The organism is Pseudoalteromonas 'SMAR', assembly GCF_048515945.1.
Classification (GTDB): domain Bacteria; phylum Pseudomonadota; class Gammaproteobacteria; order Enterobacterales; family Alteromonadaceae; genus Pseudoalteromonas.
On the sequence record NZ_JBLWMW010000024.1, the window covers coordinates 54,803 to 70,834 of the forward strand.

Below are 16,032 nucleotides of genomic sequence, written 5' to 3' on the forward strand. Positions count from 1 at the left end.
CAACAATTCATTGCAGCTATTAACAAAGTGTTGCACTCAACAACCTAAGAGGCCAAGGCATGCTACAGCCACTTGCGCGACTCACCATCAGAAGTCGACTTTTCATCGGTTTTGGAACCATCTTAGCACTGCTGGTGTTATTGACTATTCAGGGCATTATTAAAGTTAACTTTATCGACCGTACGCTCTCTGAGATCACCGATATAAACTCGGTAAAACAGCGCTATGCCATTAACTTTCGCGGCAGTGTGCACGATAGAGCCATTGCCATTCGAGACATCGCCATTGCCAGAACCAATACCGAAATAGCAGAGTTCGAGCGCGAAATACGCCGACTTGAGTCTTTTTACGAAAAATCAGAAAAGAACATGCAGGCCATGTTAGACGATGGCGTACAGTTTAGCCGTGAGGAACGGGCCATTCTCGCTGAAATAGCCAACATACAGCGTAAAACCTTACCGCTTATCGACACCATCATCGCCGCTAAAAAAGCTCAGCAACCAGTGACCGATACCGTGCTAGAGCATGCCCGCCCGGCCTTTATTGCTTGGCTGAATACCATTAATGAGTTTATCGATTACCAAGAGAATCAAAATCAGCTGGCCACTCCAGAGGCCAGAGAAGTTGCCGGTGGCTTTCAAAACTTTATGTTGATTTTATCGGCTTTTGCTTTGGCGATATCGGTGTTTATTGGGGTTTTAATTGAGCGCAGTTTGAGAGCGACTTTGGGGGCTGAGCCGCTGGAGACTCAAAAGATTATTCAAACCATGGCAGATGGCGATCTAACCCAACCTATTCAATCGTCCTTTGCTAACAGCATTCTCAGCGCACTATCGGACATGAGTGAAAAGGTCACGGCCATTGTGCGCAATATTATCGGCGCCTCTAATAATGTCTCGGTGCAGGTCAACGAAGTAAAAGAAGGTTCGTCTGCGGTGCTAAGTGCTGCCCTTGAGCAAGCCAACTTAACCTCTGAAACCGCATCTAAGCTTGGAACCATGCGCTCAAGCATCGATCAGGTATCACAAATCGCCGCGGCAACAGAAGAGAACTCCACCTTGACCGTTGAGTACGCTGAGCAAGGCCGCCATGTGGTGAATACCGCAGCTGAGGAAATGGAAAAAATTGCCGAGACGGTAAACGTAACCGTTGAGCAGATAAAACTATTGGCCGAAAAAACCAAGCAAATTGGTGGTATTGCTAATGTCATCAGTGGCATTTCGGAACAAACCAATTTACTTGCGCTAAACGCAGCCATTGAAGCCGCTCGCGCTGGTGAATCAGGCCGTGGATTTGCTGTGGTTGCCGATGAAGTAAGGCAGCTGGCACAACGCACTGGTGAGGCCACGTCTGAAATTGAGGCCATGATCAATGAAGTGCAAACCCAAACGCAAGCGTCAGTCAGAGCCATGGAAACCACACAGCCGCAAGTAGAAAACGGTAAAGCGCAAACCTTGAACGCCACCGAGCTGCTGCAAAACATTGAACGCCAAGCAATGGACTCACTCAGCCGGGTAAAAGAAGTGGCACAGGCTGCGTCTGAGCAGGTTGAGTTTGTTAGTGATATTAACCTCGCTATGGAGCAAATTGCTACGATGTCGGATGAGGCCATTAGCTCAATGAAAAATAACAATACCGCTACTGAAAAACTCAGCCAGCTTTCCCAAGACTTAAAGCAAGAGGTTGAATTTTTCCGAGTGTGATCACACTATTAACCATACAAAACAACCACAAAAAACGGCGCCAATGCGCCGTTTTTTCATTTGCTATGGTTAACGTCGGTTTGACTACCCGATACAATGCTTAACCTAGGTTAATTTGGTACGTTGGCGGCTGATTCAGGCGATTGCCTAACCGTGATAGCCCCAGCCACCAAGCAAAGCCAAACAGCACCATGACTATGATCCACAATGACGCGCTAAGCGGTGCCACGCTCAATTGGCTCAGTTGATACACTAGAGTCGCCATGATATAAGCAATTGAGGTCGTCCATCCTACCACCAGCCACATCCACTTTGCCCCAGATTCACGTTTAACCGCGCCCAACACAGCAACACATGGGGTGTAGAGCAGAATGAACACCAAATAACTAAAGGCGCCAATCTGGCCATTGAATTGTGCGGCCATCGCCGTTAATAATTCCGTGCCATTTTGCGAGCCTGACTCCAACTCATTCAAACCCAACGGGTCGCCTAAATTAGCAAGCAAGTCTTTGCTGTTGTCAACGATACTTATTAACGCTTGTTGCAGCGCAGCCCACAGCGAAAACTCTGCGTTGTCTTGCTCTTCCCCGGTGTACAAGGCATCTAGCGTGCCAACGATAGCCTCTTTAGCGAATAATCCCGTCACCACGCCTACGGTTGCAGGCCAGTTCTCCTCTTTTAACCCCAAGGGCTGCAGTAGCGGAGTCACCACTTGCGCCGTCTTCGCTAGCAAAGAATGCTCAGTATTTTCATTGCCCAGCGAGCCATCGGTGCCAATTGAATTTAAGGCACTAAGCAGTACAACAACCAGAATAATGGTCTTACCTGCACGTTTAATAAAACCACTTAAGCGCTGCCACGTGGTAATGACAATATTACGCCAGATAGGCATATGATAAGCGGGCATTTCGGTAAAAGAGGGGAGCTTTTCAGTTTTAAATACTTGTTTACGAAATAAAAACCCAGACCCCACGGCCACTAAAATCCCCAGTAAATAGAGTCCAAACACCACATTGGCGCCGTTGCTGGGGAAAAATGCCGCGGCAAACAAGGCATATACCGTTAGCCGTGCACCACAAGACATAAAGGGTGCCATAATAATCGTCAGCAAGCGGTCAGACTCGCGACCCATGGTTCTTGCCGCCATTACCGCTGGGACATTACAGCCAAAGCCCACAATTAAGGGGACGAAGGCATTCCCAGGTAAACCAATCGATGACATTAATCTATCGATAACAAAGGCCGCTCGCGACAAATAACCACTGTCTTCAAGAATGGATAAACACAAATACAATACCGCGATAACGGGAATAAAGGTCGCCACTAACTGCACACCGGAACCAAAGCCATCGGCCAATAACACACCGAGCCAATGGGGAGCACCTAGCTCAGCTAACAACATTTTGGTGCCATCAATTAACAGCGCGCCCACTGCTATATCGAAAAAATCGATAAACACCGCCCCCACATTCACTGCAATGGTAAACATTAAGTACATCATGGCTAAGAATATAGGCACACCTAACCAGCGGTTGAGCACTATCCTATCTAGGGTTTCGGTGGTGTCTGCGCGCTTAGGCGTTATGGTGCTCACGCCTTCAGCTAGCTTTTTCACCGTTTTATTACGGGCCACCGCTTTGGCAACAGGGCCACTACTGTGCTGGTATGCCATGGAGGTGTTAGCGGTTTGCTGAGTGCCGTTGATATTCGCCAGCGCGTTGAGTAAATCCTCATATCCTGTGCCTTTGGCGCCATTAAAGCCCACCACTGGTAGCTCAAGTTGTTGTGATAAGCGGGCTAAGTCAAGTTGACGACCGCGCTGCGTTGCCACATCCACCATATTGGCTACCACTAACATTGGCTTTCCCAGCTCCTTGAGCTGTGAAGTCAACACCAGATTGCGCTGCAAATTGGCGGCATCAATGATATTAACAATAATGTCGGCATCATTTTGCTTTAGGAAGTCACACGCGATTTGTTCATCTTGACTGGGTTCAACCTGCTCCATGCTATACAGACCAGGTAAATCCACCACTTCTACGTTTGTGTTTTCTAAAACAAAATAGCCGTACTTTTGCTCTACGGTTACCCCTGGCCAATTCCCTACTTTTTGTTTAGAGCCGGTCAGGCGGTTAAATAACGTGGTTTTACCACAATTGGGGTTGCCCACTAACGCAATTTTCATCGCTGCGTCCTTATTTACTAGATAATTTCGATTTCAATATGTTGTGCATCACTTTTGCGCACGCTGACCAGCGTATCCCCCACCTTCACTTGGAGTGGGCAACCTAGCGGCGCAACGTTAGCAATGGCGATAGGCTCACCGGGAATGATCCCCAGTGCCATAATACGGCTCAATAGTGCCGAATCGCTGTGCGTTAAGGCCGTGATAACGGCGGTTTTGTGTTGAGGTAATTGTTCTAGAGTCATTGAGTATGATAACAATTTGCAATAATGTTCCCGCAATAATACCGCACTGAAAAGCTTGAAAGAAATAGAATTGCGACAATCCACTATTTTTACTTGTTCTATTTCATACTTGCTCGGTATCATTAAATAAACCATTGCTTTTGCTTAACATTGAGCACATATAGGGTGACCACCGATGACAAAAGGTAACAATCAGAAATGGACATTGAAAAGCATTGCTGCAGAGCTCGGTGTGTCCAATGCCACCGTGTCCAATGCCTTTAATCGGCCTGATCAGCTGTCGCGTCAAAAGCGGCAAGAGATCCTCGATGCGTGCAAAAAACTAGGCTACTACGGCCCTAATAAAGCAGCGCAGTCACTGCGTAAAGGCTCTTTTAATATTGTTGCCATGGTACTCCCAGACAGTGTTGAGTATATGGTGTCAGATCCTGTTGCCAGCAGCTTTATGCGTGGAGTGGCCAGCGTGCTCGAAGCGCAGAACATCAACCTATTGCTGTTCTCAGGCACCGCCGACGATGTCACTAACATTATTGATTTTGTCGACGGTTTAATTTGTTATGGTCGCCCACGTAATCCTCAGCTAATTGAAAGTTTATCCAATATAAACAAACACGTAGTCACGGTAGACTTTGAGCTACCGGAGCGGGCCAGCGTTAATATTGATAATCAGCAAGCGGCATTTGAAGTGGCTTCTCATGCCTTGCACTCGGATAGCGATGTGGCTATTTTTGGCCTTAGGTTGTTAGACACTGATTTGCTATGCCGAGTGTATGAGCAAAATCACAGTGATTACCATACCTCGATCGCACAACAGCGTCTTACCGGCTACCTCAATGCTATGACTAAGAAAGGGCTGACATTAGGTAGTGATAGGATATGGAATATACCGGAAAGCAGCGAAAAGTACGCCGCCATCGCTGCCAAGGAGCTGTTAAGCCTCTCGCCACGACCTAACACGGTACTGTGTATGAGTGACTTAATTGCCTTGTCATTGCTGCGAGAAGCCCAGAAACAATCAATTTCGGTGCCAGAGCAGCTGCGGATAGTGGGCTTTGATGGCGTTGATGAAGCATTTCGTTATCAACCAAGCTTAACCACCATTCACCAAAACAGCGAAGAAAAAGGCCGTCAGGCTGCTCAGTTATTTTTAGATAGAAGTAACAGTAAAGTCACTTTAGCGTACACGTTAACCTTGGGGCAAAGCGGCTAACTTGCCCCTGATTATTATTGTAGTGCGGCTCTGGAAGGCAGTTTCAGCGAAATAATGCCCGCCAGCAGTAACATCATGCTAGAAGCAATTAAACAAGCAGGCAATCCGTATTCCAGGAATATCCAGCCTGATAACACCGTCCCCAATAAACGCCCCATGGCATTGGCCATGTAGTAAAAACCGACATCGAGAGAGACACCTTCGCTGTCGGCTAGACTGACAATCAAATAGCTGTGTAACGAAGAATTGATGGCAAATGCCACGCCAAATACCAACAAGCCAATAATGATTGCACTGCCTTGCCAAGACTCTACGCTCATGGCTAGCGCGATCAAAATCGGCACCGCAGCCAACAACAGTGCCCAGGGCGCAATGCTTTTGGGCTGCTGTGCAACGTGCTCGCGGTTGATATAACGTGGCGTGCTCGACTGCACTACGCCATAGGCAATCACCCAAACCGCCATAAAGCTGCCCACCCACCAGTGATCCCAGTTAAATTGCTGTGACAAGTAAACCGGCAAGGCCACCACAAACCACACGTCTCGTGCCGCAAACAAAAACAGCCTTGCTGCAGATAAGATGTTGATGGCGCGGCTTTTTGAAAAGATCTCGCTAAACTTAGGCTTGGCCTTTGCTTTACCGAGTTCGCTTTTCAACTTCATCACACTATAGAGCCAAACCACGAGCAGCACGGCGGCCATAAGCCACATGGCTCCGGCAAAGCCCAGCAGCGTTAACAGCACCCCGCCTAAGAAAAAGCCCACACCTTTTAACGCATTTTTAGAGCCAGTTAAAATGGCCACCCACTTAAATAAGGTGCCTTCCTCGCCGGACTTGACGATGGCTTTAATGGCACTTTTGGCACTCATCTTATTGAGGTCTTTTGCTACTCCCGACAAAGCCTGCGCTGCCATCACATAAGGCACGCTTAAATAGTTCACCGGCACGACCAGCATAAGTAGCGCCACCACCTGCAGCGCTAAACCAATGTTCATGGTGCGATTAAGACCAATGCGAGCACCTAACCAGCCGCCAACGAGGTTGGTAACAACGCCAAATATTTCATAAAACAGAAATAGCATGGCGATTTCTAAGCCGTTATAGCCAAGCTGATGAAAGTACAACACCACCAGCATACGCAATGCGCCATCGGTCAGCGTAAAAGTCCAGTAGTTGGCGGTAACAATTAAGTACTGCTTAATTTCTTGCGGTAATGTGCTCAACTGCATGGTCAATTACTCGGTGATGGACAGACCGACTTTACGCATCAATTCCGCGGTGCGGTTTGCATAGCCCCATTCATTGTCATACCAAACGTACAACTTCACTTGGGTATCATTCACCACCATGGTAGACAGGGCATCGACAATACTCGAGCGCGGATCGGTTTTATAATCAATCGAAACCAATGGCTTTTCTTCATAGCCCAAAATGCCCTTAAGTTCATGCGCTGCGGCTTCTTTTAACCATTGATTGATTTCTTCTGTGGTGGTTGCTCGTGTCACTTCAAAAACACAATCGGTTAGTGAGGCATTGGCCAATGGCACACGCACGGCATGGCCATTTAATTTGCCCTTTAGCTCAGGAAAGATATGAGTAATAGCCGTAGCAGAGCCGGTGGTGGTTGGAATTAAGCTCATGCCACACGCTCTGGCGCGACGTAAGTCCTTATGCGGGGCGTCTAATATGGTTTGAGTATTGGTAATATCATGAATGGTGGTCATTGAGCCATGTTTAATACCAATCTTCTCTTGCAATACTTTTACCACCGGCGCTAGGCAGTTGGTGGTACAAGACGCAGCAGTGACAATTTGATGAGGCTCTTCATCATATAGATGCTCGTTGACCCCCATGACGATATTCAACACACCCTCTTCTTTTACTGGGGCGGTAACCACCACTCGTTTTACCCCTTGCTGAAGATACTGCTCTAACAACGTCTTTGATTTCATTTTGCCAGAGGCTTCAATAACCACATCGCAGTTAGACCAGTCTGTTGCTGCAATGTCTTTATTTTTAGTCACCTGAATAGGCTGCTCGGCAATAACAATCGCCTCACCTTGATGTGATACGCCGTGATGCCATCTGCCGTGAACTGAATCAAATTCTAATAAATGCGCTAAGGTTTCGGCGTTGCCAGCAGGGTCGTTAATGTGTACAAACTCAACTTCTGGCCAATCATAGCTGGCGCGTAATGCTAAACGCCCCATTCTGCCAAAACCATTGATCCCAACTTTAATCGTCATAATCGCTCCCAAGTTATAAAGTTAGCTGCGCTAGTCACAGCAGCTTGATAGTCGTTGCGGGCGCTCGCCCATGGTGTGTAATCTTGTCAATTCAGTGGTAATCATATCGGGCTGCTGTAATACCGTGGTGTTGATCAGCGAGACCATCCACTGAGGCAAGGTGGGGTTAATGGCGTAAAACACCCATTGTTTGTATTTGCGGTCACAGAGGATCCCCGCTTTTTTCAGCTGGGCTAAATGTCGCGATACCTTAGGTTGGCTTTGCTGCTCGAGTGCCACTAACAGTTCGCAAACACATAGTTCAGGCTCTACCATCAATAACGCCAAAGTCTTTAAGCGTATTTCATCACTCAGTGCTTTGTAAAATTGTAACGCCGAAGGTGTGGCCGTGAGCAATGCCCCCTCGTTCACTAACGCCTTCACTTGCTGGTTAATATCAAAGAAAGTTTGTTCATACTGATTGCTGCCATCGCGCTCGCTCGGACTGGCAATGTCCCACGCAACAATACGATTACCATCAATACGTCCCTCGCACTCTGCCTTGGCTTCATCGCACAGGGTGACAACCAAATCGAAATACATAGTGCTATATTCATCGAGGTGTTTGCTGTAAAGAGACTGGGTGTCTATTCCAGCACGGCTCAGCAAACTCAAGGTCTTAGTGTTAACTTGCCCCGGCTTGAGGCCGGCACTGTAGGCCTTAATTTTGTCACCACCATGATAGTTGGCTAGAGCCTGCGCCATAATGGAACGAGATGAGTTAGCGCTGCAAAGAAAAAGGATCTTCATTTAATACATAACAAAATAATTATATAACAATATTATTATGTACATTTAAGAACGAGTCAAGCCTTTATTGACTTGACCGTGCACTGTTACAACAACACTTTACAGCTGAGCAGCCAGATCAAAGGTTTGCTCATCACCTTTATCAGAGGTGATAATTTTCGCTTGCTCACGAGGTAAATCAACAACCAACTGGGCCTGCGACTGTCGCTGCTGCCAGGTTAAGGACAAAACATTATCATCGTATGTCACATTAAACTCACCGCTGAAGGCCTCACAGCTGTTACGAATTTTAATTAATCGGCAAAGCGCATTGACCACAGGCTTTTGCAGCGCTGACTCCACCTCTGCTGGGGTTAAGTAGGGACGGTTAATATCGCGACCGACATTGGTTTGCTCTAGCAAGGTCATATCGTTATGCATGGCCAACAAGCCAGCATAATACACCTGAGGCACACCGGGACAGAAAAATTGAATAGCTCTGGCAACTAAGTAGTGCAAGTCATTTCTGCCTAGCGCCTCGTAGTAACTGCAATTTACTTGGTATAAATCCACATTACTGGCGGCAGCCCCCGTTGCCTGACGACTGTCGCCATTACTATTGTGATGGATTTGCTCTACCAGCTGGTCGATTTGCTCTGCGTTTAATAAGCCTGGTTTATCTCCTTCAGGTCCGGCATCGATAATGCCAATACCATCATGGGTATCTAACACAGTTAAACAGTTTCTTGGCGAAATCTTTAGCCAACGGAGTAATGGCGCAAAGTCTTGATTAAATAAGCCATGAAGAATAAGCGGTGGTAAAGCAAAGTCATAGACACGGTCTACCCGGCTGGCAACGTCCACTTGGGTTTTGTAGTAACTGTGAATTTCCGCAATCGTCTCCATACCCAGTTCATTGGCACGACGTGATAATTGATTGATAAACGCAAACGCCTCATCGGTCATAAAGCAGCTCGTGCCGGCTCGTTTAATTGCATAACCTGCGGCATCTAGGCGAATAATTTTCACGCCACTGTCAGCAAACCGTTTTAACACTCTTTCTAAATAACCGGCTCCAGCTTCAGATTCGACATTGATGTCGACTTGGTTGTCGGTGAAGGTAGTCCAAAAATTCACTTTCTCACCGCTTGCCAACTGCTTAGCAGAAAAGCAACTGCCAGGACGGGGGCGATAAATAGCAGCGCTTTGCTCGGCTGTGATGCCATCAGGAAAAACATCCTGCTCTTTTAAAAACATCGACCAGTATGTTGAATCGCGACCATTGGCTATAACATCAATAAACTCCGGAGACTGTGCTGAGGCGTGATTGACAATAAGATCCGCCATCACTTCAGTATGACGGGCAATCTCTGCAACGTTCCGCCAATCACCTAAACGTTCATCGACTTTGCCATGATCGATAGGATCAAACCCTGCATCACTGCCGTCGATAGGGTAGTAAAATGGCAAAATATGCACCCCTGCGAACAGTCCAGCTAACGGGCCACGCAACATAGCATCTAATTGGGAAAGCCCACCACCGCTAAGGCGGTCGGCGTAGGTGATCAACTGAACTTGGTTTTTCATCATTTACTCGTTAAAAAAGTTGAGACTTAATCGATTAAGTTATATCTTTAATCATGAATAAACAATAATCAAGTTTTTTGTGACTATCTTGTTCCAGTTTCAGCGAGTGTATTCATCACGGTTTGCACGCTACTATGCAATGAGTGTCAATCAATCGCCTGGCAACAAGCATACATAAAAACAATATCTACAGACTAAGCCCACAGCAGTGGCTTTAATGAGGTGTAAAATGAGCAGCAAGCCCGTGCCAACCCAGCTAAATACCCTACGCTGGCTGACCTATATGATGTTTTTAATGTTTGCCATGACATCCGATGCCGTAGGCGTGATCATCCCGACACTGATCGAGGAGTATCAGCTAAGCATGACTCAAGCCAGCGCTTTTCATTATGCGCCTATGATCCTAATTGCCATCAGTGGCCTCTGTTTGGGCTTCTTAGCTGATAAAATTGGCCGTAAGTCCACCGTACTCATTGGTTTAGTGCTTTTCTCAGCTGCCTGTTTTTTATTTGCTGTAGGCGATACCTTCACCACTTTTTTATTACTGCTTTGTGTTATTGGTCTGGCCATTGGCCTGTTTAAAACCGGCGCACTGGCATTGTTAGGAGACATTTCTGATGGCGCCAAAGAGCACACCCAAACCATGAACAAGGTTGAAGGCTTCTTTGCCATTGGTGCCATTATTGGCCCTGCTATCGTCAGCTATATGCTGGTTCAGGGAGTAAGCTGGACCTACCTTTATGTACTCGCCGGGGGGCTTTGCTTGTTGCTAAGTATCATGACATTAAAGACTCCTTTTCCTGAAACGCAGCGTCACGAGAGTGAACAGTTAGCTGGGTTTTCACAGTCATTGGCCATGTTAAAAAATAAGTATGCACTGGGGTTTTCTTTGGCCATCGCGCTTTATGTTGCCACCGAGGTTGCCATTTATGTATGGATGCCAACGCTGCTGCAAGACTACCAAGGAGATCTAACTTGGCTTGCCACCTACGCGCTAACGTTGTTTTTTATTTTGCGGGCCATTGGTCGCTTTTTGGCTGTTTGGCTTCTTAATAAGTTTACTTGGCAAAGTGTTATGCTAGTGCTCAGTTTTGCCATTTTTGTCTGCTACTTTTTGACTTACCTTTATGGTGTCGATGCGGCCATTTATGTGTTGCCACTCAGCGGCCTATTTATGTCGATGATTTATCCGACCTTGAACTCTAAAGGTATTTCTTGCTTCGATAAAGCTCAGCACGGCTCGGTCGCTGGGGTGATGTTATTTTTTACTGCTTTATCTGCCGCGTTAGCGCCGTTATTAATGGGGATGGTAAGTGATTATTTTGGCCATGTAAGCTACGGCTTTATTTTGGCAACGGCGTTTGCATTGCTGTTGTTTTTAGCCATGCTATACAACTGGCTGCGCGACCCCGCTCAGGCTCCCCTAAATAAGCACACAAACCTGCAAAAAGTCTAATTTACGATCAATAACTTGTGAATTATTTAGACAGATTGATTAAATTTTGATTGCAACCAAATTAAATTATGCTAAAAATAAACTTAATCGATTAAGATAATTAATACTAAGACCACACCTAGTTCGACAGCGAGAGGCACATGATGACAACAACAATGAGATCAACGCTATTTACATTGAGCGCTTTGACTTTGGCCATATCCCAACAAGTTCAAGCTGAAAATACCCAACAACAAGCCAAGCCTGATGATGGCTTTGAAAAAATTGTTGTCACTGGGGTGCCAAAACGAACCACTATCATGGAGTCGAGTGTTTCGGTGAGTAGCGTGGGTCTAGAACAAATCTCAGTGGCAACGCCAAGAACCACCGCTGAAGCGTTTAAGTTAATCCCTGGGGTTCGTTCCGAGTCTACCGGTGGTGAAGGCAATGCCAATATTGCGGTGCGCGGACTACCGGTGGCCTCAGGTGGGGCTAAGTTTTTACAACTACAAGAAGATGGCCTGCCTATTCTTCAGTTTGGCGATATTGCCTTTGGTAATGCCGATATCTTTATGCGCTTAGACAACACCATCGAGTCAATAGAGTCGATCCGGGGTGGCTCAGCATCGACCGCAGCCAGTAACGCCCCTGGTGGTATTATTAACTTAATTTCGAAAACCGGTGACAGTGAATCTGGCAGTATCGCCACCACGTTTGGCCTTGATTATGATGAATTCAGAACTGACTTTGAGTTTGGTAGTTACCTAAGCGATGATTTACGCTTTCACGTTGGTGGCTTTGTCCGCCAAGGGGAAGGCCCTCGTGACACTGGCTACACCGCCAATAAAGGTGGGCAAATTAAGGCCAACCTCACGAAAGACTTTGCTAATGGCTATTTGCGTGTCTACCTAAAGCACTTAGATGATAAAAGCGCCGGTTACTTGCCGATGCCAATGTATGCCAATGGCGATTCGTTACCAGGCTTTGATGCCTTGTCTGACACGCCACACTCGGCTTATTTTATTAACACTCAAGGGCTTGGTGGCAATAACCAAATTCGCCAAGGAGATATGCGCGATGGTATGCACCCAGAAGTAAATAGCATCGGCTTTGAAGCCAACTTTGACCTTGGCAACAATTGGCAAATTGAAAACCGCCTACGACAAGCCAGTATTTCAGGGACATTTATGTCGCCCTTCCCTGCTGAAGTCGGTGATAGTCAAGCCATTGCAAACAGCATTGCTGGTGAAGGGGCTAACTTAAGCTATGCTAATGGCCCACAAGCCGGTGAAGCATTTAATCAAGACCTGCTGATGCGTGTGCATACCTTTGAAGTGGAGATGAATGATTTCGACAACCTTGTTAACGACTTAAAGCTAACCAAGTCATTTAACGATGACACTACGCTGACACTGGGCTACTTTATGTCGTCGCAAAACATTGATATGTCGTGGTTATGGAACTCTTATTTGCTAGAGGTGAAGGGAGACAATGCGGCATTAGTGAATGTTTCCGCGGCGGATGGCAGTGCCTTTTCGGATAATGGCTTGTATGCCTATGGCACGCCATTTTGGGGAAATTGCTGCCAACGTAATTACGACACCGAGTATCAAACCCAAGCCCCATATTTAGCCCTGAACACCAAGTTTGGTAATCTCTCAATTGATGCCAGTGTGCGCTATGACTCTGGTGAAGCCACTGGCACGTTTGCCGGAGCGACCACAGCAAGCGTCGATATTAATGGCGATGGTGTGATCTCAAAACCCGAAGAGCAAGTCGCCGGAATTGATTTAGCTAACCCCAATCCGGTGAATTATGATTGGAGTTACAGCAGCTACTCTGTTGGTGCCAACTACCAAATGAATAATCAGCGGCCATTTTTGCTCGGGTGAGTGAAGGAGGCAGAGCCAACGCAGACCGCTTATTGTTTGGCAAAGTTAACGCTGACGGCAGTGTTGCCAAAGAAGATGCAGTTGACAAAGTAACGCAACTTGAATTTGGTATTAAACAAAAATTTGAGCAGGGTCGCGTATTTGCCACGGCATTTTACGCTGAGACCGAAGAGCAAAACTTTGAGGCCACCAGTCAAACCTTCTTTGACCGCAAATACGAGGCACAAGGCATAGAGCTTGAAGGGGTCTATTATATCGGCTCGTTTGACTTGCGCGGTGGCTTTACCTGGACCGACGCCGAAATTGCCGCTGATGCTTTGGCCCCCGAGCTGGTTGGCAACACCCCTAGACGCCAAGCTGACTTTATTTACTCGTTAATGGCAAAATACAATTTCGCTCATGGTGCTGCCGGTGTCACTATGATTGGCACCACGGATGCTTACGCGCAAGATAACAATGATCTTAAATTTGACGGCTACACCCAGGTTAATGCCTTTTTAAGTTATGACCTTTCCGACACCTTTAATGTCGCATTGAATGTCAATAATCTCTTTGATACTGAAGGCTTAACGGAAGCAGAAGAAGGCAGTATACCGGCAAATAACATTATCCGAGCGCGCAGTATTAACGGCCGCACGACATCACTGACGTTAAAATACACTTTTTAAATAGAGGCTGGCACAGATGCAATTAACCAGTTTTGGTGAAATGTTAATGGATCTCCTGCCTACCACACAGGGTGCCCTACTGCCAGTGGCGGGAGGGGCACCTGCAAACGTGGCAGTAGGGTTTGCAAAGCTGGGCGGTAAGGCCGCTTTTATCGGAGGTTTTGCCGAAGATGCTTTTGCCAACCAGCTTAAAACCACGTTGCAAAACTATGATGTCAATACCTCGTGGTGCGTAACCGTCCCAGACACAAAAACCGCGCTTGCGATAGTGCAACTGGATGATCAGGGCGAGCGCAGCTTTTCTTTTTATCGTGACAACACGGCTGATATTGCCCTGGATTACGCACAGCTTAAACAGCTGCAATGGCCAACAGCGGGCATATTTCATTTTTGCTCGAACACGTTAACTTCAGAAAAAGCCTTTGCAACCACCCAAGCCCTAGTGGCAGCTGCCGCCAAGCACCAACAGCTGGTGTCATTTGATGTTAATCTACGTCTTAACTTATGGCCCAATCTTAGTCTGGTATCTCAGCGTGTAGAAGCCTGTTTTGCTATGCTTGATATTATTAAGCTCAGTGTTGAAGAGTTAGACTATTTAGCTGGTGCTCAAGGGGTAACTCCTGACGACTATTCAGCTTGGTTATTGCAGCAAGGTATACAAGTGATTGTGTTGAGTGATGGCCCAAAGCCAAGCAGAATTATCACCCACAATGATTGTATTTCACTGGCTCCACCGCAGATCCAAGCCGTAGACACCACAGGAGCAGGTGACAGCTTAATATCCGCTTTATTGTTTTACCTCAGCCATAGCGGTATCGATAAAAAACGGTTGTCACAACACCCTGCAGTCCTTCGTCAAGCATTGGCATTTGCCGTACATTGCGGCGCTTATACATGTTTAGATAAAGGCGTTATGCCGCAATTGCCTACGCTTGCTGCGTTACAACAACAGTTCCCTTCCTTCGACCCAAACTTGGGCAAGTGATCTTGTGCGGGGAAGGAATGTTCTGCATTTTTCTAAGTAAAAAAAAAGGCCGCAGCGGGCGGCCAATGCATCATGGGTAAAACAATAGAAGGGATGTAAATGTGAAAACAAGTTCATTGTAATGGAGTGACTATAAATTAAAATCACATTATAAAGATTGTTAGCATCGATAAAAGCGAACAATAAAATAACCAACACTAAACTTAATCTCTTGGCCATGACCATTAGTGTTTCATCTCGCGGTCATCTATAACAAGCAAATGCCAAAACAGTAGCAAATCAACTTGAAGCTGGAATAATTGGCAAAGCAAAGATCCCGTTAGAAACGGAGACAGCCCGGACTGTCTGCATAGTTAAGCTCCAATTGACGGGGAATCAAATATATACTCAGGACGAACTTACTTTCTCCCATAAATTAGTACAAGTTGATCAAAACCTGCTTCATAACTTATGATTACGTTATGAAAAACTTTAATGTGAAAAAAATCAATAGCTTATGCATAGACATGGTTCATATAAATTGAAACTTGAAAACAACATTATCTATTTAAAAATCATAGGCCCCTGGAACGCAGAAACATTCGACTATTACAACGCTGAGCTAATGCAAGCCATCAAGCTATCAGGTTGCAAAATACTCTCAGGAATTGTAGTGCTTGAAGGAGATAGCCTATTGATACCTGAAGTTTTTGATAGGTTTCGAGAAGCAACTTTAAATAGAGTAGAAACTGGATTAACAAATGTGGCTTTCTTCATTCAAAAGTCACAGTGCCCGTCTGTTATAGAAGAACAAGTAGCTATGCTATATAAAGGCTTAACTGTTAACTATAGCTTTCATAAAACAATACAAAGTGCCGTTTTATGGCTTCAATCACTTAAAGTGAATATCAACAAAGAAAGAGTCAACGAGTTACTTTGAGTTTAACTCTATCCCATGAGCTTCTGACCATTGTCGCAAATCTTCTAAAATTGAAAGTGCTGATTTTCCAAAGTCAGTAAGTTCATACGTAACAGCTATGGGTCTATCGCTTATAACTTTTCTAATTACCATACCTTCGGCGTTTTTCAAGGTAGTTGTCACCATTTGCCGCTTTAAGCGACCTGTTTT

12 protein-coding genes and 1 pseudogene are annotated in these 16,032 nt (G+C 46.0%); 6 read left to right on the forward strand and 7 right to left on the reverse strand.

Annotated features, from left to right (window positions below):
- The first annotated feature begins 59 nt into the window (after window positions 1-59).
- Window positions 60-1,703: a methyl-accepting chemotaxis protein gene (locus ACNKW2_RS11515; RefSeq protein WP_419148693.1), complete on the forward strand. Its 1,644-nt coding sequence runs from the start codon at window positions 60-62 to the stop codon at window positions 1,701-1,703.
- Window positions 1,704-1,803: 100 nt separating this feature from the next.
- On the opposite strand, the gene feoB is transcribed toward ACNKW2_RS11515, so the two are convergent.
- The gene (gene feoB / locus ACNKW2_RS11520) at window positions 1,804-3,888 is read right to left on the reverse strand and encodes a ferrous iron transport protein B (RefSeq protein ID WP_419148694.1); all 2,085 of its coding nucleotides are present in this window, start codon (window positions 3,886-3,888) and stop codon (window positions 1,804-1,806) included.
- Between the two features lie 17 nt (window positions 3,889-3,905).
- Complete coding sequence (locus ACNKW2_RS11525; RefSeq protein ID WP_419148695.1) at window positions 3,906-4,133, reverse strand: FeoA family protein; 228 nt, start codon at window positions 4,131-4,133, stop codon at window positions 3,906-3,908.
- 175 nt (window positions 4,134-4,308) lie between these two features.
- Here ACNKW2_RS11525 and ACNKW2_RS11530 point away from each other — a divergent pair, with 175 nt between their 5' ends.
- On the forward strand, window positions 4,309-5,343 hold the full coding sequence (locus ACNKW2_RS11530; RefSeq protein ID WP_419148696.1) for a LacI family DNA-binding transcriptional regulator: 1,035 nt from the start codon (window positions 4,309-4,311) through the stop codon (window positions 5,341-5,343).
- A gap of 14 nt (window positions 5,344-5,357) precedes the next feature.
- Here the strand turns inward: ACNKW2_RS11530 and arsJ are convergent, their stop codons facing one another.
- The 4 genes from arsJ to gtfA all read right to left on the reverse strand — a co-directional run bounded on the left by arsJ (window position 5,358) and on the right by gtfA (window position 9,947).
- Window positions 5,358-6,572, reverse strand: a complete 1,215-nt coding sequence (gene arsJ / locus ACNKW2_RS11535; RefSeq protein ID WP_419148697.1) for an organoarsenical effux MFS transporter ArsJ — start codon at window positions 6,570-6,572, stop codon at window positions 5,358-5,360.
- 6 nt (window positions 6,573-6,578) lie between these two features.
- Window positions 6,579-7,589, reverse strand: a complete 1,011-nt coding sequence (locus ACNKW2_RS11540) for an ArsJ-associated glyceraldehyde-3-phosphate dehydrogenase (RefSeq protein ID WP_419148698.1) — start codon at window positions 7,587-7,589, stop codon at window positions 6,579-6,581.
- A gap of 30 nt (window positions 7,590-7,619) precedes the next feature.
- A complete protein-coding gene (locus ACNKW2_RS11545) occupies window positions 7,620-8,378 on the reverse strand; it encodes a metalloregulator ArsR/SmtB family transcription factor (RefSeq protein ID WP_419148699.1) in 759 nt (252 codons plus the stop codon).
- Between the two features lie 99 nt (window positions 8,379-8,477).
- Window positions 8,478-9,947 carry a sucrose phosphorylase gene (gene gtfA, locus ACNKW2_RS11550; protein ID WP_419148700.1) on the reverse strand — a complete coding sequence of 490 codons (1,470 nt, stop codon included), beginning with the start codon at window positions 9,945-9,947 and terminating at the stop codon, window positions 8,478-8,480.
- A 226-nt stretch (window positions 9,948-10,173) separates the two neighbouring features.
- On the opposite strand from gtfA, the gene ACNKW2_RS11555 reads away from it, so the two are divergent.
- The 4 genes and pseudogenes from ACNKW2_RS11555 (at window position 10,174) to ACNKW2_RS11570 (ending at window position 15,843) form a co-directional block, all read left to right on the forward strand.
- Window positions 10,174-11,400, forward strand: coding sequence for an MFS transporter (locus ACNKW2_RS11555; protein ID WP_419148701.1), 1,227 nt, complete (start codon window positions 10,174-10,176; stop codon window positions 11,398-11,400).
- Window positions 11,401-11,540: 140 nt separating this feature from the next.
- Window positions 11,541-13,939, forward strand: a pseudogene (locus tag ACNKW2_RS11560) (TonB-dependent siderophore receptor).
- 16 nt (window positions 13,940-13,955) lie between these two features.
- Entirely contained in the window at window positions 13,956-14,924 is a 969-nt protein-coding gene (locus tag ACNKW2_RS11565; protein WP_419148702.1) for a carbohydrate kinase family protein, read from the forward strand.
- A gap of 520 nt (window positions 14,925-15,444) precedes the next feature.
- The gene (locus tag ACNKW2_RS11570; RefSeq protein WP_419148703.1) at window positions 15,445-15,843 is read left to right on the forward strand and encodes a hypothetical protein; all 399 of its coding nucleotides are present in this window, start codon (window positions 15,445-15,447) and stop codon (window positions 15,841-15,843) included.
- On the opposite strand, the gene ACNKW2_RS11575 is transcribed toward ACNKW2_RS11570, so the two are convergent.
- A partial coding sequence (locus ACNKW2_RS11575; RefSeq protein WP_419148704.1) for a winged helix-turn-helix transcriptional regulator occupies window positions 15,835-16,032 on the reverse strand: 198 nt, incomplete at its 5' end. The two genes, ACNKW2_RS11570 and ACNKW2_RS11575, sit on opposite strands and share 9 nt — an antisense overlap.

Excerpts from the sequence above, each read along its gene's own strand:
- ACNKW2_RS11515 (WP_419148693.1), top strand. The coding sequence starts at position 60 with ATGCTACAGCCACTTGCGCGACTCACCATCAGAAGTCGACTTTTCATC.
- feoB (WP_419148694.1), bottom strand. The coding sequence starts at position 3,888 with ATGAAAATTGCGTTAGTGGGCAACCCCAATTGTGGTAAAACCACGTTA.
- ACNKW2_RS11525 (WP_419148695.1), bottom strand. The coding sequence starts at position 4,133 with ATGACTCTAGAACAATTACCTCAACACAAAACCGCCGTTATCACGGCC.
- ACNKW2_RS11530 (WP_419148696.1), top strand. The coding sequence starts at position 4,309 with ATGACAAAAGGTAACAATCAGAAATGGACATTGAAAAGCATTGCTGCA.
- arsJ (WP_419148697.1), bottom strand. The coding sequence starts at position 6,572 with ATGCAGTTGAGCACATTACCGCAAGAAATTAAGCAGTACTTAATTGTT.
- ACNKW2_RS11540 (WP_419148698.1), bottom strand. The coding sequence starts at position 7,589 with ATGACGATTAAAGTTGGGATCAATGGTTTTGGCAGAATGGGGCGTTTA.
- ACNKW2_RS11545 (WP_419148699.1), bottom strand. The coding sequence starts at position 8,378 with ATGAAGATCCTTTTTCTTTGCAGCGCTAACTCATCTCGTTCCATTATG.
- gtfA (WP_419148700.1), bottom strand. The coding sequence starts at position 9,947 with ATGATGAAAAACCAAGTTCAGTTGATCACCTACGCCGACCGCCTTAGC.
- ACNKW2_RS11555 (WP_419148701.1), top strand. The coding sequence starts at position 10,174 with ATGAGCAGCAAGCCCGTGCCAACCCAGCTAAATACCCTACGCTGGCTG.
- ACNKW2_RS11565 (WP_419148702.1), top strand. The coding sequence starts at position 13,956 with ATGCAATTAACCAGTTTTGGTGAAATGTTAATGGATCTCCTGCCTACC.